The 23,483-nt window shown below is 47.5% G+C and carries 18 protein-coding genes; 12 read left to right on the top strand and 6 right to left on the bottom strand.

Features of this window, described 5'->3' with window-relative positions; genetic code table 11:
• Window positions 1-684 (bottom strand): Lrp/AsnC family transcriptional regulator, encoded by a 684-nt coding sequence (locus GGC63_RS00220; protein ID WP_192700631.1) that lies wholly within the window; start codon window positions 682-684, stop codon window positions 1-3.
• Window positions 685-1,293: 609 nt separating this feature from the next.
• Window positions 1,294-2,196, bottom strand: a complete 903-nt coding sequence (locus tag GGC63_RS00215) for an AraC family transcriptional regulator (RefSeq protein ID WP_192700630.1) — start codon at window positions 2,194-2,196, stop codon at window positions 1,294-1,296.
• 171 nt (window positions 2,197-2,367) lie between these two features.
• Between GGC63_RS00215 and GGC63_RS00210 the strand changes: the two genes are divergently transcribed.
• The 4 genes from GGC63_RS00210 (at window position 2,368) to GGC63_RS00195 (ending at window position 6,488) form a co-directional block, all read left to right on the top strand.
• Window positions 2,368-3,654 (top strand): ABC transporter substrate-binding protein, encoded by a 1,287-nt coding sequence (locus GGC63_RS00210; protein ID WP_192700629.1) that lies wholly within the window; start codon window positions 2,368-2,370, stop codon window positions 3,652-3,654.
• 151 nt (window positions 3,655-3,805) lie between these two features.
• Window positions 3,806-4,687: a hypothetical protein gene (locus GGC63_RS00205; RefSeq protein WP_192700628.1), complete on the top strand. Its 882-nt coding sequence runs from the start codon at window positions 3,806-3,808 to the stop codon at window positions 4,685-4,687.
• A gap of 272 nt (window positions 4,688-4,959) precedes the next feature.
• Window positions 4,960-5,244 carry an HPr family phosphocarrier protein gene (locus GGC63_RS00200; protein ID WP_192700627.1) on the top strand — a complete coding sequence of 95 codons (285 nt, stop codon included), beginning with the start codon at window positions 4,960-4,962 and terminating at the stop codon, window positions 5,242-5,244.
• A 44-nt stretch (window positions 5,245-5,288) separates the two neighbouring features.
• Complete coding sequence (locus GGC63_RS00195; RefSeq protein WP_192700626.1) at window positions 5,289-6,488, top strand: MFS transporter; 1,200 nt, start codon at window positions 5,289-5,291, stop codon at window positions 6,486-6,488.
• Between the two features lie 35 nt (window positions 6,489-6,523).
• On the opposite strand, the gene GGC63_RS00190 is transcribed toward GGC63_RS00195, so the two are convergent.
• From GGC63_RS00190 to GGC63_RS00175, 4 genes are all read right to left on the bottom strand, one after another.
• Window positions 6,524-6,973 (bottom strand): hypothetical protein, encoded by a 450-nt coding sequence (locus GGC63_RS00190; protein WP_192700625.1) that lies wholly within the window; start codon window positions 6,971-6,973, stop codon window positions 6,524-6,526.
• Window positions 6,974-7,134: 161 nt separating this feature from the next.
• Window positions 7,135-9,393 carry a hypothetical protein gene (locus GGC63_RS00185; RefSeq protein WP_192700624.1) on the bottom strand — a complete coding sequence of 753 codons (2,259 nt, stop codon included), beginning with the start codon at window positions 9,391-9,393 and terminating at the stop codon, window positions 7,135-7,137.
• A 142-nt stretch (window positions 9,394-9,535) separates the two neighbouring features.
• Window positions 9,536-10,864, bottom strand: coding sequence for an ABC transporter substrate-binding protein (locus GGC63_RS00180; protein WP_192700623.1), 1,329 nt, complete (start codon window positions 10,862-10,864; stop codon window positions 9,536-9,538).
• A 267-nt stretch (window positions 10,865-11,131) separates the two neighbouring features.
• Window positions 11,132-12,955 (bottom strand): hypothetical protein, encoded by a 1,824-nt coding sequence (locus GGC63_RS00175; RefSeq protein WP_225947841.1) that lies wholly within the window; start codon window positions 12,953-12,955, stop codon window positions 11,132-11,134.
• Between the two features lie 465 nt (window positions 12,956-13,420).
• Here GGC63_RS00175 and GGC63_RS00170 point away from each other — a divergent pair, with 465 nt between their 5' ends.
• The 8 genes from GGC63_RS00170 to GGC63_RS00135 all read left to right on the top strand — a co-directional run bounded on the left by GGC63_RS00170 (window position 13,421) and on the right by GGC63_RS00135 (window position 23,470).
• Complete coding sequence (locus GGC63_RS00170; RefSeq protein WP_412973846.1) at window positions 13,421-14,215, top strand: Nif3-like dinuclear metal center hexameric protein; 795 nt, start codon at window positions 13,421-13,423, stop codon at window positions 14,213-14,215.
• 202 nt (window positions 14,216-14,417) lie between these two features.
• Window positions 14,418-16,220, top strand: a complete 1,803-nt coding sequence (locus GGC63_RS00165; protein WP_225947840.1) for a sensor histidine kinase — start codon at window positions 14,418-14,420, stop codon at window positions 16,218-16,220.
• Window positions 16,183-16,995, top strand: coding sequence for a response regulator (locus tag GGC63_RS00160; protein WP_192700621.1), 813 nt, complete (start codon window positions 16,183-16,185; stop codon window positions 16,993-16,995). Before GGC63_RS00165 ends, GGC63_RS00160 begins: the two co-directional genes overlap by 38 nt.
• A 101-nt stretch (window positions 16,996-17,096) precedes the next feature.
• Complete coding sequence (locus tag GGC63_RS00155; RefSeq protein WP_192700620.1) at window positions 17,097-18,449, top strand: extracellular solute-binding protein; 1,353 nt, start codon at window positions 17,097-17,099, stop codon at window positions 18,447-18,449.
• 317 nt (window positions 18,450-18,766) lie between these two features.
• Window positions 18,767-19,648 (top strand): carbohydrate ABC transporter permease, encoded by an 882-nt coding sequence (locus GGC63_RS00150; protein ID WP_192700619.1) that lies wholly within the window; start codon window positions 18,767-18,769, stop codon window positions 19,646-19,648.
• Between the two features lie 30 nt (window positions 19,649-19,678).
• Complete coding sequence (locus tag GGC63_RS00145; RefSeq protein ID WP_412973845.1) at window positions 19,679-20,545, top strand: carbohydrate ABC transporter permease; 867 nt, start codon at window positions 19,679-19,681, stop codon at window positions 20,543-20,545.
• Between the two features lie 14 nt (window positions 20,546-20,559).
• On the top strand, window positions 20,560-21,537 hold the full coding sequence (locus GGC63_RS00140; protein WP_192700618.1) for a glycoside hydrolase family 43 protein: 978 nt from the start codon (window positions 20,560-20,562) through the stop codon (window positions 21,535-21,537).
• Window positions 21,538-21,850: 313 nt separating this feature from the next.
• Complete coding sequence (locus GGC63_RS00135) at window positions 21,851-23,470, top strand: extracellular solute-binding protein (RefSeq protein WP_192700617.1); 1,620 nt, start codon at window positions 21,851-21,853, stop codon at window positions 23,468-23,470.
• Window positions 23,471-23,483: the final 13 nt, after the last annotated feature.

Here is a 23,483-nt window from a genome sequence, read left to right as displayed (position 1 = left end):
TTACACTTTATGCAAAGCCTTCAGCAGAAAATCATTTAGTATTGTTTTTTCGTTTTCAGCAAGTTCCACAATCGATTTTAAATATTGAGATACCAATTCACTTAGTTCTACGCCTATTTCCTCATCTAGCGACGCAAACGCCATTCCAAGAACCGTTCCGACAAACACAGTCATCCCTGTTTCTTTATTTGGCGCTGTACTGACAAGGTGATAGATCGAGTATGCATTTTTCCCGTCAAGCTTACGCAAGTAAATAAGCAACAAACCGATAATGTATGCACAAAAATCAATGCGGGTAGCAGCTTTCGATGTTTCCTCGAACATTTTTTGAAGTGCTTTATCAAAATCCATGCTTTTCAAGCGCGTAAGAAGTGCATTGATTTTTGCAATAGTTGCCTTCCACTCCATTGGATTAAATGCTTCATTGCGCTTCTGTTCAAATAATTCGAATGCTTTGCTCGTTGGAATATACACAACTTGAGATCTTCCGGTATCCTTGGCATTCACCTCGTAGCTTCGGGACAGGAAGCCCAGCTTTTCAATTTCCTTCAGCATATCATATGCTGTCCACTTACTGACACTCAATGACTGAGCCAATGTTTCATAATGAACAGGTAGGTTCGTCTTTTTATACAAATCCATTAGCAATTGTAAAAATTGCATACGCCGCCTGGTTAGTAACATTTCGCCCCCCCTTCCATCATCATTCAATTACAAAAACTGTTTTTGGGTCTTTTGTGTTTTTTATATCATACTCGTATTCCCTTCAATTGTCAATTAAAATCACTTTATCAAGAAACTCAATATGGCAAGTCCCAATCTGGATTATGCTATGCGACAAGCCTGCTGAAGCTCATTTAAGCCGAGGTCATAAAAGCAGCTCACACACAGGATATTCTGCAACAACTGCTTTCCCAATTTAGGACCCTCATCAAATATCGCAATTTTTCTGAAATCAAAATCGGTTGTTATATTGGAAAGGTGATTATCTACACAGAACGTGTAGAAGTCATCTTTAAGGTCCAGATACAAATTAAAGACAGGACTTAACGAGAAGGGGGAGCTTATGGTCGATATGACTCCTCTTATCGAAGCGGATCAAATGACCTTGTATGAAGTGACAGGAGGAAAGTAAGGCAGCTGTTAGAAAGCTTATACGAATAATTAAAAACACAATGCGACTCTCTCGTGTGAACTGCCCCCCATTATTAGTCAAAACCTAAAAATGGGAGTATAGCTCATAGTTATGTTTTTTTCTTAAACCGATATAGCGGCTGAAGTACGAAGGGGATATCAGAACCGCCCATCCCTGCTTGAAGACTTTCTGTACTGGGTGGGTGACATCCCTGTGTGCTCTTTGAACTTTTTGCAAAAATAACTGCTCGATGAATATTCGGCCGAGCGCGCTACCTCATCTATGGTGAGCTTTGTCCCGGTCAGCAGCTTCTTGGCAATTTCCAGCTTTTCGTGCGATAGCTTTTGCTTGAAGGTCATTTGAAATTGTTTTTTCATAAGCCTATGCAAATGGCGCTTACTGACCTTTAGCTCGCTCGCCATTTGCTCCAGCGACATATCCGGTGTTTCTGCGTTCATAAGCGCATCGAGCAGATGCTCTCTTTTTTCGTTTAAGGTTTTGCGGGGCAGCGTGTAATCAGCTTTATTCTGGCCGCGGTAGCTGCGAACCGCGTTGACGATAATCTGGGACACGTAACTTCGGATGTTATGGTAGTAGCCGATCAGCCGGTTATCTAATTCGTTCATAATTTTCTGGAACAGCTCCATGCTGCCGTACTCGTCCTCTCCGAACCAGAATCGCGTAGAAGTTAGCGTTTCGATCATCAGGTCGGCTTCGATGCGGAGGTACTCGTTGTCCTGCTTTCTTTTCTTCAAAACAGTAATATCGAATGTAATACAGCATTCCGCAAGCGGGTTATCGGCAGAGGTCGTTTGCTCATGATAGATCATCGGGCCGGTCAGATAAAACGTATTGGGCTTCAGTGTGTAATGCTCTCCCTCGGCGATGAGCCGGCCGTACCCGTATGGTATGAAATGCAGCTCGTAGCCACCGTGCGCATGGTTCCTATTAACCCGTTGGGAGGCAGGAACGAATCGGATATACCATACGTTAATTTGCAAATGTCCCATCTGAATCCGTAAGTCCAGCTCGTCGTAATCCCGGCGAAATTGAATGTCCATCTCACACTTCTCCCTGAATTGTACAGTTAGGACATTTGGATTACAAAATTGTCCATTATGTCTATTTTAAACCAAATAAACGTCTGATACCATAACAAAATGTAAGGGTTTACAAGTTAACACATACGATGTCATGCCAGAGCTTTAGAACGAAAAGGGAGGTAGGGTCCAATGGTTCTTCCATTTATGAAGAAAACAGCGGTCATCTTTACACTAGCTGCCATATCTGCTTCATGCAGCAACGCGGTCAGCCCGCCTAAGGAACCAACAGTCGAGGCGCAACCGGTCACACTGAAAATTTACATGTGGGATGCGATTTTCCAGGAAGATGCGTTTCAGAAGCTGATTGCTGAGCCTGTCAAGAAAAAATACCCGAACATAACCCTGCAGCAGATAGTGCGTGGACCGGGCATGCAGCCAGAGAACCTTGTAGCCAGCGGCGACAATGAAGTGGATATCATTATGGCCTGGAACGACGTGTTAGTCCAGTTTCAGGATTTAAAGCTGATCGGCGATATGACAGCGGACATCAAGAAAGCGGGAATGGACCTCGGTCGATTCGACGAACAAGTGTTAGACGGGATGCGGGATGGGGACAAGAAAGAGATTTTGTACGGTCTGCCGTTCGCGCAAGATTTTTATGCTTTGTTTTATAACAAAGATCTATTCGACAAGTTCGGTGTAACTTATCCGCAGGATGGGATGACCTGGGAAGATACGATTGAGCTGGCTAAGAAGCTGACCCGTGAAGATGGAGGAATCCAGTATAAGGGGCTCGATCCTGAAGGGCCGGAAAAGCTCGGCAATTCGCTGTCCCTGCCGTTTGTCGATCCGAAAACGCAGAAGGCCACACTGGATACCGAAGGGTGGAAAAGAGTATTCGAAACCTTGAAGCAAATATATAGTATCCCAGGTAACCAGAACACGATATCGAATCATGCGGGAACGGTTAACCGCTTCGCCAAGGACAAAAATGTCGCAATGTACGCATCTCACGGCGTGATAAGCGGCCTCGCGCAATCTGATGTAAATTGGGATATAGCCCAATACCCGAGCTTCGCAGATAAGCCTAATGTGTACGGCATGGTTAAGGCATACAGCCTCTGTATCACGACGACAAGCAAACATCGCGAGCAGGCGATGCAGGCGCTTCAAGTGATGACTTCGGACGAAGTGCAGCTTGCGTACACAAAATCGACAGCTTTACTGTCGGCGCTGAAAAATCCGGAGATGAACAAACATTTCGGTGAAGACCTTCCTCTATTGAAGGGGAAGCATATTGAGGGGATTTTTAAGAGCAAGCCGGCACCCTTCGTTGCCCAATCATTGTATTCCGGTAAAGCGCGTCCGCCCCTAGAAGCAAAATTCAAAGACGTAATGGCCGGCAAAGATATCAATACGGCGCTGAGGGAAGCGCAGGAAGAAGCGACAAAGCAGATCGATGCGTTGAAGAAGTAATCCGCACTCGAATGGAGAGGAAGCGGAGGATTCCTATCAACTAGCATTAGCAGCCCAATTTATGGATGTGTTTCCTTCACTTTGTATAAGTTTTGTCCGATATAATAGATAGACATACCCCTTAGTTACAGAGAGGACAGGAGGAAACAGGATGAATTTTGAGCCGCTTAGAGGCCAGCAGGCTGCTCTTATTAACTCTGACAACCTACGGATCGATCCGACAGCCAAACAATCCGCGCCACCGCAGCTCCAAGAAAAAGTACTTTCCGGATTCGTCGTTCGAGACTCCGTAGAGATTAGCGAAACCGGCAGACAACTGGCAGAAGGCGATCTTAAGTCACAGCCTATGAAGTATTTCGGTACAACCCAGATCAACGATTCGTTAAGCCGGGTTTTGGAAGGACAGCCAGAAGAAGTATCCAATGCAGTGTACAGGATGATCGAGTCCAATTTTATCGTTGACGGAACAGTAACGGATGATAGTCAGCGAGCTGTGCTGCTGGAGATGGGACTATCCCAATCCAGGTATATTGCAGAGCATTATATGGAAGGCGGTAAGGCCAAAGAATTTCTGGACACGATGGACAGGATCGCCGCGATTGCTACGACACGATCCATTGACCCAGGGACCGGGGATATTAGCTACACGACTCCTCCAGATCGCCCCGTAGGTGCCCCCGAGGACTACATCAAACCATCGGAACTGATGAAGCTGGTAGCTCCCCAGCAATATGCCGCGTTCGAAAATGACATAAAAAATGGGGGGAATGGGCTGAGCCATTTGCTGGATTTTGTACGAAAGATTCCCCAAAACCCCGGTTGGATAGAGAGATATAAGGAGCACACGAAGCAGACTGAGGCGGTATTGAATAACGTGGAGCTAACAAACCGGTTTGAAAAAGCCGATACGACATCAGCCTCCGCCTTTATGAACAGTATGCAGGATCTCCTTAAGGAAACGACTGCTGTAAACGATTCTTACCTTAGGAATATGAGGGAATTTTTCCGGGGCCTGGGCGTACAGGTTCATTGAATGAATTGAAGGAAAGGTCGGATTGGAGCCTAGTCTTGCTCTTAATTCGGCCTTTTTGGGGTTCAGCCCGATTAGAGTTGATCAAGAAATATCAAAGCTTCATCACCACAGACACATAACGGCAGATGCCATTGACTAACAAAGCGCAGTGAGTTATAATCAAGTAATTACATAGTATTCCAATAGGAATTATAAGTCAACCAGACAACTGGAGATTCGCCTATTTCATAGGTTTGAATCTCCTTTTTATTTTCCACAGGGAGGGACTCCAATTGAAGATTTTACGAAGCTACCAATTTCCAAACGGATTTTCGTTGAGGCAGATCCTCAAATTCGTCAGTGCGGCAAATCAATTCAAGAGCCAAGTCTCGTTTGCATCTGACGGTTATTTATTTAATTCTAAGGGGGTCCTGGGTATGGTACTGTTCTTCTCCCAATTCCCAAGAACCGAGGAGATCCAATTGATCATAGAAGGCACGGATGCGGATGAAGCGAATAAAATTCTCGAATCCATCTTATATTCAGGCAGTTCGTACGCTTATAGCGCAAAGTCGTAGGAAAGTTATATCTTGACAAGCAAGCGAACGAAAAGGAGGGCGGGATGGAGCTTCATTGGAGACGAAATCTTAGCATATTATGGCTCGGTTTATTTCTCAACCATATAGCTTATACGTTGTCGGTGCCCTTTTTCCCGCTATTTCTGCAGACAGAGCTGGGGATCAGTAAAGGCGTCGAAGCCTGGTCGGGAGTGTCGATTTCGATCAGCTTCCTCATCAGCGGTTTATGTGCGCCCTTCTGGGGATCTCTTGCTGATAAATATGGCAGGAAATTGATGCTGGTTCGTTCGGGGATAGGGCTCGGTGCGGCTCACCTAGCTAACTATTTCGTTTACGACCCGTATACGTTCATCGCGGTCCGCATATTCCAAGGGTTAATGGCCGGCTTCAGCCCTGCGTCGGTCGCGTTGGTCGGCACGAACACGCCGGAAAAGCATGTCGGTTACGCTCTGGGCGTTATATCGACGGCGACTGCAGCTGGAGGGATACTAGGGCCGCTGGCGGGAGGGCTGTTGATCCACTGGGTCGGATTACGGGAATGCTTCATAGCTTCCGCCATAATCACATTCCTATCCGCCATCCTTGTTCTTGCGGGAGTTGTAGAGATTCACAAAAAGCAGGAAGGACCGCGGCCTTCCATGATAGACGACTTAAAGCAAGCGGGGCAGAACTCCCGGTTGATGAGGATTTACTGGTTAATCTTCCTTGTATCGACATCGGTCATGATTTTGGAACCGCTGATTACTATCTATGTCGTGCAGATCGGCGGAAGTGCGGATAAGGCTTCGCTCAGCTCGGGCATCGTATTCTCTGCGGTCGGGATCGCTACGGTCATTATGGGCCCCCGGTGGGGAAGGATCGGCGGACGGATTGGTTATCACAAAACTTTGCTGATCGGCCTGCTCGGCGGAGGGATTGGCAATCTGCTTCAGCTCGGAGTCACTCATTTGCTTGGCTTCGGCCTATTGCGGTTCGGTTACGGGTTATTTTTCGCGGCCGTTTATCCGGCCTTGAATGCGCTCATTATCCGTTACGCGGACAATGAATTTCGCGGCCGGGCGGTCAGCTTAAGCCAATCCGCCAACCAGTTCGGCATCGTCGTTGGCCCCCTGCTGGGAGGATTTATCGGCGGATGGATCAGTATACCGTTCGTGTTCCTCCTGACCGGAGTCGCGCTGCTGGCAGCCGCATGTGCATTAAGAACGCTCGGTTCCGGACATATAGACCGGACGGCATCCGGGTAATCAAGGGAAACAGGAAGCTGGCGCTATTTATGGCGTCAGCTTATTTTTTGAGCCTTCAGGTACTTATCTGCTTCCTCTTGCGCTTGCCTTAAAGCTGTATTCGCATCCGGAATTTTCCCCTTGACATAGTCATTATAGTATTTATCAATAATACTTCTAATCTGCCCGTCGTACTTCGTTGGGGTTGGATAAGGGCTGACCTTGCTTTTCGTAATTGCCTCGATATGCTTTCCTTTTAAGGCGGGGACGTTCTGACCGAATGAATTTTTAACAGCCGGATCAGTTAACACGGCCATTTGACCATACTCCTTGGCGCGAAACATTTGGATTTCCTTGGAAGTAAGCGCTTTGATGACTTCTGCTGCCTCGTCCGGATGAGAACTTCCTTTAGGAATAAACATCGCGTGGATATCCACCTGATTCACTACATCAGGCAGCTGCGGATGGGTTGAAAATTGTGCAATGTCCCAATTCATTCCTATCAAACTTAACACCCTTTCCTTGGTTTGATGAGAAAATGGGTGTTTTCATTACGATTTTCTGCAAGCCCTTCGTTGCGTAAGGGCCTGCCATGGACGGGAGAAGGGTATGGGGTGAGCCCCATACCCTTTCCATACTGCTCCTTGTTTTGGCCAGCAAGCAGCTCTTAATGAATTACTTTGAATGAATCCTTGCCGGTGAAGGTCCTTCCGTCCTGCAGATAACCGGTGATACTAAACGGAATGCTGCCATTCAGCCCGGCTAACGCGTTGATGACTTGCTGCCTGTCAAACTTGACCGTTAATTTCCCGTTAGCGTCCCGATCAAGATCTCCCGCTTCCATCGGAGCGGATTGGGCATAGATGGTCACGCCATTGATATTCATCCTTATGGAAGCAGCGTTTACAAGCGAGACATCCTTCGAGGCCAGTTTAATGGTTGCTGTGATGTATTTTCCATTGCTTTTGAAATTTAATGTTTTCGGCTGGGCTTCCACGTCTGCATCTATTAGCTTGCCTGCGTAATAAATATTCGGAGTAGGAGGAGCAGCCATGCCATCTCCAAGGTAATAATCGGTTAAATGAGATTGGACATACCCTTTAATCGTTATCCCATTACGGTACAGCGGATTGTGAGGGAGCGTATAGATTCGGTGATCTGTTGGAATCGGTGTTGTGAAAATGATGAGTTTGTTGTAATCCTTATTGGTTAATATAGCCTCTTCACGCCAGTCACCCATAATATCGCCGAGGAACTTGGGAACCCCGCGCCAGCTGCTAACCGCATTTTCATAATTCGTAGTCGTTACCAAACGAGACACGGAGGTTGTTTGATAATTCCATTTTTCGATTTTCCCGTTATTATAGCTTTCACTCAATAAATCCCCGTCCCAGAACATACGCATAGTTGGCCACGGATTCCCTTTATTATCCTTTGTGGTAATCTGTGTGTTGCTTGGGCCATGGTATATCCCTTCAAATGAAAAGACTTCATAACCAGGATAACGAGGGTCAATATCCCCAACATCGCCACGGCCCACATCCCATGCAGGAGGTGTAGTATTATGCTGCCAAATCATCTGACCTGTAGTGGCATCGTAATAGTACTCAAGTAAACCATAAGGGTTATTCTGTTGAATGGCATATCCTTGAAGTCCAGGCCGGTTCGGATCCATCTTGCCGATGTAGAAGCGATCCCCATGCACGACGTTACTGTCCGTTAAAGAATAAAGCAGCGTGCCGTCATGATCCAGGACGAAGCCAATTTGTGCTATTTCATCCTTTCCATCCCCATCTACATCTGCGATACGGATTTGGTGACCGTCAGCAAGGTTTTGAGAACCGCGCAGCCATTTCCAGTCTCTTACAAGATTGTCACCCTCCAGATGATAAGCCGCAATAAGCATATTAAAGCCGCCGTCTGCTCTACGATTTTTGGCATTAACGACAACACTCGGCGTTGTTCCGTTAAGATATCCGATGCCAAGCTGAGCGGCCAATGGACCGATGGAAATATAATCATCCGGAAGCTCACTGGCGCTTTGGAGTTTTCCTGTCATGCCGTTAAGTACTGCCAGCCATTGTTTCGTATCGTTTTGATCGGTCCATACCTCGCCATCCCCAAACTTCACGCCATTGGCGATCTTGAGGAGGACTTCTGCCTTCCCGTCTCCATCCATATCATAAACAGTAAGCCCATCCCAATGTCCAACACTAACTGTAGCTGAACCAGGGGAAATATTATCCTGATTCAAGCTGTTAGGACCAAGATTTACTTCCCAGAGAAAGGTTCCGTCGCGTTTGTACGCTTCAATGATCTGAGGCTTCTCAGCATCTCGAGCCACGAGATAATCATATTCGCCATCTCCATCAAGATCTCCAACCCATATATGATTGATGCTGCCGCCATCACGTATTGGAACGGTGAAGTACGGTGCATCCACAGGATTCGCTGGAAGGGTAAACGAAGCACTAGCTTTTTGTTTTTGACCGTTGATCACCGGCTTCACAAAATAAACATTATCCTTCGTCAGATCAGCCGTAGTGTCTGTATAATTAGTGCCCTTTGTCAGAACGGAACCATTCAGCTTAACGGCTTGACCGCCTGCTGTGGAACGATAAATATCAAAACCAATCCCTGAAGGATCCAATGCGAGCAACCGCCAACTGATGAATACATTGGAGCCACTGCGGACTGCAACGACTCCACGGCCCAGATCTTCCATGCGTCTTAACAAATCACCATTCGTCGGGGCTGACTGGCCCGGGGATTGTTCCAAAGTAGTATAAACGCTGGCTGTGACAGAGGCTGTTTCCGCCTCATTTACGATTGGACCACCGGTTTCATTTGCGTTTGCAGCTAATACCGAGCTGTACATAGTCGTGCATATAGAAAGTATTAAAGATAGGCTAACTCCTTTTTTCACTAAAAAATCTCCCTTCCTTGGCTGTTATTCGAATCTATCCTCTCATGGGACGAATTACAATTCTGTTATGTACATTGGGAGAGAGGGTATGACTCAGAGAACCCGCTGACCGTCCTCATGCAGCTGGCATCACGCTTTGTTATCATTTGGTTTGCTCGGCTTCGATTTTCTTATTCGAATTTTCATCGATCGTACGAAGTGCCGTATTCATATCGGTTTCCCCTAGAACAACCTTAGGCAGCAATGCTTTGACCTCGTTTTCCGGAGTGCCGTCGTATGGTGACTTCAAGGGAATAGCTGCCGGTTTATGGGCGAATACGGCAGACCAGTTTTTATCTTTAAAAGGACTTCCCTGGGCAAAAGCTTTCTTTACGGTATCGCTTGTCAGGACAGGAACCTCACCTTTTTTGGAGATGGCCAATTGAAACTCTTCGGAAACCAAATATTTGATGACTTTTATTGCCGCTTCTTTGTTTTTACTTGTTTTGGTGACGCTGAAATAGACCGGATAAGGTTGGCTTCCAGTTCCAGGCATATCCTTGAACACCGGCAAAGTCGCGATATCCCAATTCATCCCTTCCATGGCACTGGCGCTTGTAAACACAGTACTCGTCAATCCGACATACATGGCCAGATTGCGATCCTTCACGAAATTGTCCTTGGTAGGAAGATTCCCCGATCGTACGTTCATCATGAACTCTTTGTACCCTGCATTTGAAGCCGGCTTCACATAGATTGCCTCAAAAAGCTTATTCCATAATTCGTTGGTGCTGAAGGTGGCTTTGAGCGTTTTGGGATCCACGGTCCCAAGGGAGTATTGATTCGTTCTGAGAACATGCCCGGTCTCCCCGTATAGACCCACGATTTGCTGTCCATTCTCGTTTCTTGTCAGCTGCTTGCTGAGCTCAGTCGCCTCATCCCAGGTTAACCCGTCTTTGGGATAAGGTACGCCGAACTTATCAAACAAATCCTTGTTATAGAACAAGACCACATTCAAGTTCGTGACCGGTATTCCCCATAAGCCGCCGCCGGAAAGCTGCTTCATCCCATTCACAGCCACCGGATCAAGCTGATTTAAATCGATATTTTCTTTTTTGATCAACTCGCTCATATCGTATTGCAGGTCATTTTTCACCATGGAGTTCATGAAATAGCCGATGGAATCGAAATTCATATCGATCGGTTGGTTTGCGGCGAACAGCTCGCTTTTGCTTGTTCCCTTCCCAGTCTTGATATAGGTGATGGTGTAATTAGGGAATTTACTGCGGATCGCATTGCCGAACCGTTCATCGAAGCTCTCCACAGAATCACCGCTATCGGAATGAATCACCAATTCCACAGGTTTGCTATCCCCTTCAGACAAACTCACGTTAGATTCCTGACCGGTCTTTTCGCTGTTGCTGCACCCCGTTGCCAGCGCAGCAGCGATAGTGAAGGTGAGCATCGTACTGCCAGTTTTTTTACGATTCACTTTGTATTTCCCCCTTAATAATCGAAACTCATCCCTGCTGGCTCAAAAAACAACTGCCATTGACTGTGAAAGTTAGATTGACACACCTCCATGATTTAACTTTATCTACCATTTAAGTAATTGCATATCACCTCCTTTCAATATTTGGGATGACGAATTATTGATCATAGACTAACAAAGTCTCTGGGGAAATTCCCCGCATATCTTACGTATTCGCTCGGCAAATCCCGCATTTTTGGACAAGATAGGTTATATGCAAGGGCATCATTACGGCGTTAAATAAATATTGGGTTTGGGCGGTGTAGACATTCCGTTTCCAAGGTAATAATCCGTTAAATGAGACTGCTTGTATCCTTTAATAGTCATACTGTTCCGGTATAAAGGGTTTTGAGCAAGAGTGTAGAGTCGTGTATTGGTTGGAAGGGGAGTAGTAAAGATGACGAGCTTTGAAAAATCACTGCTTGTTAAAATAACTTCTTCACGCCAGTCACCAAAAATATCACCGTAGAACATAGGAGCACCACGTTCACTGCGAGTGGCTGTATGGTAATTCCAGGTAGTTACCAATCGGGAAACAGAGCTTGAGCTATAGTTCCATTTCTCAATTTTTCCGTCATTAAAGCTTTCACTCAAGAGATCTCCGTCCCACCACAGACGGAAGGCAGGGTATGGTGCTGCCGTCGTTGTTATCTGATTGTTAGTCGGGCCGTTATAAATTCCTGAGAAAGACCACGTTTCGTAACCGGAATACCGGGGGTCAATATCCCCAACATCTCCACGGCCAACATCCCCCGTTGGAGGTGTAGTAGTATGCTGCCAAAGCATCGAACCCGTCGTAGCATCGTAATAGTACTCAAGCAGCCCAAACGGATTGTCCTGTTGAATACCATAGCCTTGAAGTCCCGACCTGTTGGGATCCAGCTTGCCGATATAGAAGCGGTCGCCATGTACAACATTGCTGCCCGCCAAAGAGTAACGTAATGTACCGTCGCCATTAAGGACCAAGCCAATTTCCGCTATCTCATCTTTACCGTCGCCATCCAGGTCCGCAATCCGCATTTGATGGCCGTCCGGGGCGTTTTGTGAACCGCGTAACCATTTCCAATCCCTTGTAAGGTTAGAGCCGCTCCAACGATAAGCAGAAACAACACAATTAAAGGAGCCGTCTGAATTACGGTTTTTCGCAAAAACAACGATGCTTGGAGTCGTTCCATTGAGATAACCAATGCCCAATTGAGTGGCTAGAGGGCCAACAGAGCTATAATCGTCCGGAAGAGGAGAGTAATTTTGGAGCGCTCCCGTCATACCGTCAAGTACAGCAAGCCATTGTTTCGTATCACTGCTGTTATTCCAAACAGTACCATCGCCAAAAGTAACACCATTCGCGATTTTGAGTACGACTTCGGCTTTGCCGTCTCCATTCAAATCATAAACCGTAACGCCATCCCACATTCCGACACTAATCGTTGAAGAACCGGGCGAAATGTTGTTTTGATTGCTGCTGTTGGGCCCGAGATTGACCGACCATAGAAAAGTGCCATCGCGTTTGTAGGCTTCCAGTCTCTGAGGGGTTGTTTCGGTACGGTCCACGAGAAAATCGTATTCATGATCCCCATCGAAATCTCCGACCCATACGTTTTTAATGGCTGAGCCGCTACGCAGCGGAACTGTGACGACAGGCTCATCTGCATGGTTGGCCGTAAGGGTAAATGAAGCGCTTGCCGCTTGTTCCGCACCGCTGATTACCGGTTTCACGTAATAACGATTAGACTTGGTAAGATCGGCAGTCGTGTCCGTAAAATTGGTGCCTCCGGTCAAAACCGAGCTGTTTAGCTTGACTGCGGCGCCGCCCCCTGCAGATCGGTATATATTAAAACCAATTCCTGCCGGATCCAGTGCCAGTAAACGCCAGCTGATAAAAACATTGGAGCCATTTCGGACAGCTACTACACCCCGGCCCAGGTTTTCCATTTGCCTAGGACCTATTGCTGCGTCTGCCGAGTAGATGGGGAAGAATAGTGAAGTAGTGATGAGGGTAGAAGCAACGACTAAATTCAAGCCGCGCTTTAGTAAGCTGCCAGTCTTTTTCAATAAAATCAACTCCTCTTATGAATGTTGAGTCGAGCTTTTGGCAATCAAGACCAGAATCCCCCAGCAATAGAACGCTTACATTATACTCACCCCCCTTTAAATTTTTTTAGAAATCATCAGTGTCCCGATAGAATGAGGCAAGACAATTCCTGCCTTGTCTGTAATCCCTCCTTGGTTCGCACTTTGTTTTGAATACGTTTACATTAACAGATCAATAAACTTAATTCTTCGCTTATTTTTATGATTTTTCAAAACCCCGTTTATTTTGTTCTGGCCTATACAATTTCCTGATTGAAGCGGGAAAACATATTTAAAAATTACAATTTTTGTTGAATTGTTCTATGTAATAAACAGGCTCTTTCCATTAGAATAAATATACAAGCGAAGGCTCCAAGACAGGATCGACAGGTAGACGCAGGTCCCGCCGTTGAGCAGCGAAAACACTAGGATAAAGGAATGATGCAGTTGACGATCACCATAGGACAGGTTATTGAGTTGTTGTTGGAGAAGGGTCCGCAAAACGAATCTACTGTTGATACATTAAGATACGGATCGCCTCAGACGGTAGTAACGGGGATAGCCGTCGTTTTTGTGGCTACTCAGGCAGTGATTGAGCAGGCCGCGGCTTTGGGAGCCAACTTGATCATTTCACACGAGGGTACGTTTTACCGCCATCAGGAGGATGGGATGATAGGGCAGGATGATCCGGTTATTATGGAGAAAAACAATTTGCTTGATCGCACCGGCATCGCCATATATCGCTACCATGATCATATTCATCGTTGGGAAACAGACGGGATTATGACCGGTTTGCTCAATGCACTGGACTGGACGCCTTACGTTGAAGAGCATCTGCCTGCCGCAACGATTGTACAAATTCCTGGCATGTCCCTTGAACGTACAGCGCAATATTTGAAGGAAAAGCTGCAAATTCCATTCGTGCGTGTTGTGGGGGAACCGGAGATGCCCTGTACCCGCATTGGGTTATTGGCAGGTTACCGGGGAGGGGGGGCCCTGGCACTTCCATTATTGAAGGATTACCATCTCGATCTGGTTATCGCCGGAGAAGGGCCGGAATGGGAAACACCGGAGTATGTTCGGGACGCTGTTCATCAAGGAAGGAACAAGGCATTCATCGCTTTAGGCCATGCGGAGAGCGAGGAGTACGGCATGAAGGAATTATCGGAGCGGCTGCGGGAGCAATTCCCTGGTCTTCCCGTACATTTTATTAGGGAAAATCCGTTATTTCGTATTGTATAGGGAAATACGACGATGATGTACATCAAGAATGGCCTGCCTGGAATGGCGGTCATTCTTGATTTTATTTTGGGGCGTCAGATCGTATCTTAATAATACGCAAGCGCTCTGCCGTTGGCGGGATGGAAGTAATAGTCAAATGAACAGGGGTTGTAGTATGATTTGGTCAGGACATGACGCAACTAAGATGAGGGAGGACCCTACTTTGTGGCAGAAGGTGGCACATTGGAACACGCTGCGCAATCAGATGCTGGCTGGATTCGTTTCCGTTATGATTATCGTTCTGATTTGTGCCGGCATCATAACGTACAACTCGGTTTCCGGGCTCCTCAATTCCAAAGCGGAGACTCAGATGAAGCAAATCGCCAGCCAAGCCGACGGCAGATTGGAAGCGGTTATTAAGCAGATCGACACCTTAACCTTGCAGGCGGTCAACGACGCGTACTTGCAGCAGCTTTTTCTGTCGATGGTTAACGGGGATAAAGCCAGCTTCAGCGACCGCCAGGCTCTGATGAAAATCGCCAATCATATCCAGGGGTACAGCGGTGGCGTAACCAACGTTGAATTGTATACTCCGGATTATGTAAGGGTATTTCCGCTAGACGAGGAAAGCCTTACGCATCGGGTTACTACAAGCTGGATCGAACAGGCCGATAGAGAGAAGGGAAAGCTGATCTGGGTCGGGAACGACCCGAAGGATTCCGAATCGGTCTTGGCGATACGCAGGATCAATCTGGTTGACCGCTGGTTTTCGAACGGCGGGTATTTACTGGTACGCATCAACCGAAGCTATTTTGAATTCCAGCCCGGGCTGCCGGACAGCGGGCATCGCGAGCTGCTGCTGCTTGCCGATAGCGCGGGAAAACCGATTGTGGCGGACGGAGCGGCACTCTCCGATGTGAGTGAACTGATGGTCACCGATGCACAGAAGGTTACGATCGGGCAGCAGCGCTACATTCTCGTCAAGCAGCCTTCCGAAACGACCGGCTGGACGCTCATGATTTTGTACCCGGTCAGCGACATCACTGAAGGAATTTCCGTACTGCGATGGGCCATTCTTGTATCCGGGGCGATCGGTTCGATTTTATTTATTCTTTTGTCCTTCGTGCTATCGATGATGATTACCAGACCTATCCTTCGGCTCATGAGGGCGATGCGCAATACCCGGCAAGGCGTTCTGACGCCTAACCTTACGAAATCCTATACGACTGAGCTGAATGATTTGAATATGACCTACAACCAGATGGTGGATAACATCAACCGTCTCATTAAGCTGGTGTATGAAAAAGAAGCTCTCCAAAGCCGCACCGAATTGAAAGCGCTGCAGGCTCAAATCAATCCCCATTTTCTGTATAATACTTTGGAAGCGCTGTACTGGTCCTTGCAGGAGAAGGAGGAGGAAGAGCTCGCCGACCTCGTCGTGGCAATGTCGGATTTGTTCCGCTATGTCATAGACAGCCCGAATAAAGACGAATGGGTTACCATCGGTGAGGAGCTTGAACATATCAAACGCTACCTGCGTATTATGAGCGTTAGGTTTGGCAGCCGCCTGGTTTGGGACATTAGCGCTCCCGACGTTTATCATCACGTTCATGTTCCCAAGCTGCTGATTCAGCCGCTGGTGGAGAACGCGATTTTGTACGGACTGGAAGGGAAAACAGGATCAGGCCTCATCACCATCCGGGTAGAGCCGTCACCTGTACAGGCATCGGAGGTGCGAATTATGGTAAGTGACGACGGTCCAGGTATGAACGAGCGAGAGCTTCATGCCATCATGAGTACCCTGAAGGCGGGAGGTGTTCCTCCAACGAAAGGAAAGGGAACCGGGACGGGCATTTTGAATGTACAGCGACGCATTCGGCTCTATTACCCGGCTTCCGCCGAGGGCGGCAGAGGATTGTCGATTATCAGCAACCCCGGGCAAGGGACCCGTGTTAGCTTTGAGATTCCGATTCATAAGGAGGCAGCCGATGATTCAATCCGGGAAAACCATTCTTATTGTGGATGATGAACCGTTAACCAGAGAGGGCATTCGCAAAACCTTGGAGACATGGTCGGCCGGGCAGCATCAAATATGGAGCGGCAGCAATGCGGCGGAAGCCCTTGAGGTGCTATCCAGCCGTCAGGTCCATCTGCTGATCACAGACATCCGAATGCCGGAGGTAAACGGCCTGCAGCTGGTGGAAACCATGCAGCGTACCGGTCATAAACCCGTAGTTATCATCATTTCCGGACATCCGGATTTTCAGTACGCCCAATCGGCGATTCAATTAGGTGTCGTCAATTATTTGCTGAAGCCGATTCAGAAGAGCAAGCTGGTTGAGGCCGTGGAGCAGGCGCTGCGAATCGAAGAAGAGCGCGGACGCGTTGAAGTACTGGAGAAATTGGTCGATACGCGGCTCATGCAGGCCAAGACCGCTGCCAAGCAATATAGTCTGCCGGTCCAGCAAGCAATCAGCTATGTGGAGCAGCATTTGCAGGAGCCGCTCGGCATGCGTGAGGTAGCAAACCAGATTCACCTGAATCCGAGCTATTTTAGTGCGCTGTTCAAGGAACAGACGGGCTTTACCTTTAGCGAATACATAACGAGAAGCAGGCTGCAGAAGGCGAAGGAGCTGCTGCTGCAAACCAGGCTTTCGATTACGGATATTTCGGAACAGATCGGCTACCAGACGCCAAAGTATTTTATCAAGCTGTTTAAAGATTACGAAGGGATTAGTCCGAATCAGTACCGTAAACAAGCGAACGAAGCCGGAAGCATGGTTGAAAACGTAGAGACCTAAAAAAAGTGGAATAATTCCCGATGGCCGTTACCTCCTGCAACGGAAATAAAAGCGTTACAATCAATCTCGTAGTCAATATATGGTTGAGGGGGAAATGAAGCATGGCGAATAAAGCGCTTACTTGGACGTTGACCACAATGCTAAGCCTAGGTATGGTACTGTCAGGCTGCTCCAGCTCGAACGGAGGAACAAGCCAGAACTCGCAGGAACCGGCGAAAGGCGGCGGCACAAACACAACCGAATCAACTAAGAAAGTTACGATTAAAATGATGCACCTTTGGCCGGCAGGGAGCTCGGCTACACAGAACAAAATTGTAAACGATATCATTAAAGAGTATCAGACCGCAAATCCCAACGTTACGGTAGAACAAGAGATTCTGGAGAATGAGCAGTATAAAAACAAAATGAAAGTGCTGTCCACCGCCAACAATCTTCCGGACGTGGGCTTCACGTGGGCGGCGGGGTACATGGACCCTTATGTAAAAGGCGACATGTTTGCTCCTCTGGATGATTTGCTTCAGGGCGATCTGAAAGATAAGTTTGTCAGCGGAACGACAAATGCTTACGCCTTCAGCGGAAAAACCTACGGCCTTCCCGTGGAGCTGAACATTGTGCCGGTTTACTACAATAAAGCAATATTTGCCAAGTACAATCTGCAGCCGCCCAAAACCTACGACGATTTTAAAAATATCGTGAAAACGCTTAGCTCAAACGGCGTAGCCCCAATCGCGCTGGGTAACAAAGACCGCTGGACGGGTTCACTCTGGTACATGTATTTGGCCGATCGGCTGGGCGGACCGGAAACGTTGAAAAAGGCGATTGACCGTACAGGTTCGTTCGAAGATCCGAATCTGATCCGCGCCGCTTCCGAAATTAGACAGCTTGTAGATATGAACGCATTTAACAAGGGCTTCAACGGCTTGTCCAACGATGAAGGCAAGGCGGAGTTCATGAACAGCAAGGCGGCTATGTACATGATGGGTACATGGGAGCTTCCGAACTATACGACGAACAAGGATGTTCCGCAATCGTTCAAAGACCAGATCGGCTTCTTCAAATTCCCGACGGTTGATGGCGGCAAGGGGAACCTCGACAGCTGGGTTGGCGGGCCGGGGGTCGGCTTGTTCGTGGCCAATAACTCCAAGGTGAAGGAAGAATCCAAGAAATTCGTAAGCTTCTTCGTTCAAAAATGGGGAGAGCACGCGATCTCGGAAGCCGGTGTCATTCCGGCAACCAAGGTGGACACCTCCAAAGTAAAGCTTCCTCAAATGTATATTGATCTGTTGAACGAGCTGAATAAAGCGAGCAATATCACCTTGTTTGCGGACGTTCAGATGAAGCCTTCCTCGGCCGAGGTGCACTTGAACATGATTCAAGCGTTATTCGGTAAAGCGGCGACGCCTGAAGAGTTCGCCAAGAAGCATGAAGAGGCTCTGGCTAAGGAAGGCAAATAGTAGTCTAGTAGAATAAAGCATAGAAAGAAAGAGCATATTTTTGGATAGGTCTAGATTTTCGAGAAACCCAACTATTCAGAATAAGGCAGATGGGTGGAGGTGGGGTATCCCCTGTAGGAGCGGTAGCGTCCGCCTTTGTTATCGGGAATATACCGCTGTTAAACGATAAAAATAAATTTCCCGATAACAACAGCGGCTGGAAGGGGATACCCCACCGGTGTACCACGTACAGATCTGGATCTTTGCAGGTTTCTCGAAAGTCTCAGCATATCTGGATATGTCCTTTCTCTCTATCGCCAGGAAAGGGGAGTGCCAGATTGAATAAAGTCATGTCCAGCAAATCTATCATCGCGCTGTATGTCATTCCCTCGCTGCTTTTAGTGTTGGCCTTAATCTATTTGCCGATCGTGTTGACGGGCTATTATGGATTAATGAAGTGGGACGGCGTCGGCAAGATGAGTATCATCGGTTTGCACAACTATACCACGCTGCTTCATGATGAATTGTTCTGGAACAGCGCCAAGCATTCTTTTCTTCTTGCGCTGTTTTCAGCGCTGAGCTTGCTGGTCTATTTGCTGGTTGCGCTGGTCTTGTCCTCGCAAATTCGCGGTGCCAACATCTTTCGCAAAGTGTACTTGATTCCCATGCTGCTGTCGTCCGTAGCAATCGCCCAGCTGTGGCTGAAAATATTTCATCCGACGAATGGCGTACTAAACCATTTGTTATCTTCACTGGGAGTTAAATCTACACCCGAATGGCTCTCGGATCCTTCGATTGCCCTGTATGCGATCTTTATTCCGATATTGTGGCAGTATGCGGGGTTTTATATTTTGATTTATTATGCCGCGCTAAAAAATGTGCCTGCCTCACTCATCGAATCGGCCCGGATTGACGGCGCAAGCCCGTGGCGGATGGCTTGGTCGATCCGTATTCCGTTAATCTCCGAAGTATTGAAAGTGACCGTCGTGCTTGCCGTTGTCGGCTCGCTCAAATATTTTGATCTCATCTATGTCATGACGGGCGGCGGCCCGAACGGAGCCAGTGAAGTCATGGCCTCCTACATGTACAAGAAGGCGTTCAAAGAATACGATTTCGGTTACGCCAGTGCAATCGGCTTCTTCCTGCTGTTGATTTGCCTGGTGATGACGTGGCTGATACGCAAGCTGACAGCATCCAAGGACAACATCCAATATTCATGATGAAAGGAGAACCCGGTGAATATCCAAACGATAGAGCGTAAAACACAAACGGCCGCCGTGAACAGCAAGCTTTTCGCACAGATCGGATATGTCGGTCTGTACATAGTTTTAACCGCCGTCGCCGTGATTCAGATTGTTCCGCTGCTTTGGCTGATGCTGTTCTCCTTGAAAAATAATGAAGAAATATTCAATTTGGCTCCTTTCGCATTCCCGGAACGGCTTCGCTGGGAAAATTACGAGAAAGTATGGACACAAGGGCATATTAGTGCCTACTTTTTCAACAGTGTGTGGATGACCGTCGTTTCTGTTGCGGTTACCGTATTGCTGGCAAGCCTCGTCACCTTCGCGTTGACGCGGATGAAATGGAAGCTGCAGTCGCTCGTTCTCGGCATTTTCATGGTCGGATTGATGATTCCCGTGCATTCGACGCTTATTCCGCTTTTCAGCTTGTTTACGCAAACCCATTTGACCAATCATCCGCTGTCGATCATCCTGACGTATATCGCCTTTAACCTGCCGATTACGATTATGATTATGCTTGGATTTTATTATACGCTGCCCCGCGAGGTGGAAGAAGCGGCAGTCATGGACGGATGCTCCGTGAACCGTATCTTCTTCAGTATTATCCTGCCGATGACTGTATCAGTCCTATCGACAGCGGTTATTATCAATATGATTTATAACTGGAATGAGTTTATTTTCGTCAACACGTTCATCAGCTCGGATAAGTATAAAACATTAACGGTCGGCATACAAAACTTCATCGGCCAATATACGACGGACTGGGGGGCCATCGGGGCTACACTCATGATCAGTATTCTGCCGATATTACTGGCGTTCGTGCTGCTAAGCAATCGCATAGTAGAAGGGATTGCAGCCGGTTCGGTCAAAGGATGAAAGGAGCAATCGAAATGCAAAATCTGCCTATACCCAAACAACCTCTGGTTACGCATATGTACACTGCCGATCCATCTGCACATGTATTCGAAGGGAAGCTCTACATTTATCCTTCTCATGATATTGATCACGATGGGCCTACGAATGATAATGGCGACCAATATGCGATGGAAGATTATCATGTCTTGTCTCTGGATAACTTTGAATCGCCTGTTGTCGATCACGGCCAGGTCCTTCACCTGAAAGATATCCCATGGGCTTCCAAACAGCTTTGGGCCCCGGACGCTGCGTACAAAAATAACACCTACTACCTGTTCTTCCCCGCACGGGATCATGAAGGGATCTTTAGAATCGGCGTTGCAACGAGCACGTCGCCGGCGGGTCCTTTTCTCCCGCAGCCGCAATATATCGAGGGCAGCTTCAGCATTGACCCCGCCGTTCTCGTCGATGATGATAGTCAAGCCTATATGTATTTTGGCGGACTATGGGGAGGGCAGCTGGAGAAATGGCAGACGGGCGTATTCAATCCGAATGCTGAAGGGCCCGCTCCCGGCGAGCCGGCGCTTGGTCCTTACGTTGCGCTGCTAAGCGAAGACATGCTGTCCTTTCAAAGCAAGCCTGTGGAGATTTCGATAGTAGACGAAGCCGGCAACCCCCTATTGGCAGGTGACGAGGAACGTCGTTATTTCGAAGGACCTTGGGTGCATAAATATAAGGGTTGGTACTACTTGTCTTACTCTACAGGCACGACCCACAAGCTGGTCTATGCGATCAGCCGGAATCCGGAAGGGCCGTACACCTTTAAAGGGACTATCCTAACCCCGGTCATCGGCTGGACTACCCATCATTCCATCGTCCAGTTCGAGGACAAATGGTATTTGTTTTATCATGACTGCTCCCTTTCTGATGGAGTGGATCATAAGCGCTGCGTGAAATATGCTGAGCTGCATTATAACGAGGACGGGACGATACAAACGATCGAACCTTATTAGTAATGCGAGCAACTGTTTTAGTAAAAGAAGTATCATGCGAAAAGCCTCGAGCTCTCGAGAAAGAGAGATTCGGGGCTTTTTTTATTCGAAAAAAACAGTCGAGAGCCCCGAAAAGCCTTATGGAACAAGGCTTTGTCATAAATTGTAGATCGAGGCAAATAGAAGCGATAGCAATTTCATAAGAAATCGATATAGTAGAATTATTGAAGATATACTTCATGATGAATCGAATGTATTCTTGCATTCATAGGCTTAAGGCTACTCCACGATATGGTGCCGGTGCCGAACCTAATACGATAAAGGGGAGTGTTTTATGAAAAGTAAGATACGTTCGAAAGCATTGCCGGTAGCGGCTTCTATTCTTGCATTGTCGCTGACGGCAGCCTGCGGCAGCACGGGGCAGGATAACGCGAAAGGAAGCGGAGCATCGGCTGATAACGGAGCTTCCGGAGCTCCAGTGAAAGTAACTATGTGGACACCGCTCAATCCTAACGCTGCAGCTGCAGTCAAGAGTATGAGCGAGCTGCCCATGATGCAGGAATGGTCCAAAAAGACGAATGTGACCTTTGAGTTCCAGCATCCATCAGGTACGAGCACGCAAGATCAGCAGCAGCAATATGGCGTCATGGTAGCCTCCAACAATTTGCCGGACTCGATGCTGTGGAACTGGAGCAACATAACCGGCGGTACAACCAAGATGTTTCAAGATGGAACCATCATGAAGCTGAACGATCTGATCGATAAGTATGCGCCGAATTTGAAGAAAATTTTGAATGACAATCCGCAAATTGCCAAGCAGGTCAAGGCAGACAACGGCGATATCTATGTTTTGCCTCATTTGAGAGTAGGGCAGCATGGACAATATAAAACCTTCTCGGGATTGATGCTCCGCCAAGACTGGCTCGATGAGCTGGGACTGAAGATGCCGGAGACGATGGACGAGTGGGAACAGGTACTGAAAGCGTTCAAAGAGAAAAAAGGCGCGATCCCTTTCACTTCTCAGAAGAACTATGTGATCTCCAATTATGATTTTGCAGGCGCTTTCGGGCTTCCGGGCATGAACTTTTATGTGGATAACGGCAAGGTCAAATATGGGCCGCTTGCACCGGAATATAAGGAGTATTTGGCGTTAATGCAGCGCTGGTACAAAGAAGGCCTGATTGATCCGGACTTTGCGTCTAACGACTCCAAAACGATGGATGCGAAGGTGACTTCCGGTAAAGCGGGGGCATTCTTTGGTTATATCGGCGGAAGCATGGGAGTGTACACGCCCGCTTTAGTAAAAGAAAATCCGAAAGCCAAGCTTGCGGCCGCGCAATTTCCGGTGATGAAGAAAGGCGAGGAGCCTAAATTCACGCAAGCGTCATGGGAATATGACAATGTAGGTACGGTCATTTCAAGCAAGAGCAAGCACGCTGCCGACATTGTGAAGGCTATGGATTATCTGTACAGCGATGAAGGTGCTATGCTGAAAAACTTCGGTATTGAAGGTCAAACGTACAAAATGGAGAACGGTCAGCCGAAGTATACGGACCTGATTTTGAACAATCCGGATAAATTGCCGATTGCTACTGCGATGGGTAAATATTTTATCGCGAACTACAGCTTTACCGGTTTGGACGATGACCGCTATAACGATCAATACTACCTGCTGCCTGAGCAAAAGGAAGCTGTGAAAATCTACTCGAAGTACTCAAATAATACGTATAAATATGCACTTCCTCCGATCGTGCCTACACCCGAGGAAGCCAAAGAAATGTCTAAGATTAAGAACGATGTGGAGACGCTGTTGAAGGAGCAAGTAACCAAAATCATTATGGGCTCCGTAAAGGTTGAAGATTATGATAAAACCATCGAGCAAATCAAGAAAATGAATATTGATCGCGCAATAGAAATTAACCAGGCGGCATTGGATCGTTACAACAAGCGTTAATAGACAGATGAAT

Source organism: Paenibacillus sp. OAS669 (assembly GCF_014873645.1).
GTDB classification, from domain to species: Bacteria; Bacillota; Bacilli; order Paenibacillales; family NBRC-103111; genus Paenibacillus_S; species Paenibacillus_S vulneris.
This window is presented reverse-complemented; position numbering and strand designations above follow the sequence as displayed.

What these genes read in the sequence shown, in the direction of transcription:
- GGC63_RS00220 (WP_192700631.1), bottom strand. Translation starts at nt 684, where the DNA reads ATGTTACTAACCAGGCGGCGTATGCAATTTTTACAATTGCTAATGGAT.
- GGC63_RS00215 (WP_192700630.1), bottom strand. Translation starts at nt 2,196, where the DNA reads ATGGACATTCAATTTCGCCGGGATTACGACGAGCTGGACTTACGGATT.
- GGC63_RS00210 (WP_192700629.1), top strand. Translation starts at nt 2,368, where the DNA reads ATGGTTCTTCCATTTATGAAGAAAACAGCGGTCATCTTTACACTAGCT.
- GGC63_RS00205 (WP_192700628.1), top strand. Translation starts at nt 3,806, where the DNA reads ATGAATTTTGAGCCGCTTAGAGGCCAGCAGGCTGCTCTTATTAACTCT.
- GGC63_RS00195 (WP_192700626.1), top strand. Translation starts at nt 5,289, where the DNA reads ATGGAGCTTCATTGGAGACGAAATCTTAGCATATTATGGCTCGGTTTA.
- GGC63_RS00160 (WP_192700621.1), top strand. Translation starts at nt 16,183, where the DNA reads ATGATTCAATCCGGGAAAACCATTCTTATTGTGGATGATGAACCGTTA.
- GGC63_RS00155 (WP_192700620.1), top strand. Translation starts at nt 17,097, where the DNA reads ATGGCGAATAAAGCGCTTACTTGGACGTTGACCACAATGCTAAGCCTA.
- GGC63_RS00140 (WP_192700618.1), top strand. Translation starts at nt 20,560, where the DNA reads ATGCAAAATCTGCCTATACCCAAACAACCTCTGGTTACGCATATGTAC.
- GGC63_RS00135 (WP_192700617.1), top strand. Translation starts at nt 21,851, where the DNA reads ATGAAAAGTAAGATACGTTCGAAAGCATTGCCGGTAGCGGCTTCTATT.